This window comes from Gilliamella sp. B2717 (assembly GCF_026536675.1).
GTDB classification, from domain to species: domain Bacteria; phylum Pseudomonadota; class Gammaproteobacteria; order Enterobacterales; family Orbaceae; genus Gilliamella; species Gilliamella apicola_I.
Map to the genome: position 1 here is coordinate 1 of NZ_JAFNNQ010000015.1, position 201 is coordinate 201.

The window sequence follows — 201 nt, forward strand, 5'->3', positions numbered from 1 at the left end:
CAAAAGTAACGGGTGATAATTTAGATTTTATTTACAAGAAAAACGGCGATGCGGCGATCACCGGTCATGTAATGGTTGATATTAACAATAATGGCACACTAGAAAATTATGTTAATAAAACAGGGGACATGGCGATACCGGATATAAACGTCAAATTATATAAATTTGATGGTTCCAATCGTACGTTTTATCGTGAAGTAA

Annotated in this window: 1 protein-coding gene; it reads left to right on the forward strand. The window is 34.3% G+C overall.

What is annotated here, in order from left to right; translation table 11 throughout:
- On the forward strand, window positions 1–201 hold a 201-nt coding region (locus tag J3U35_RS03180), incomplete at both ends, for a hypothetical protein (RefSeq protein WP_267359516.1).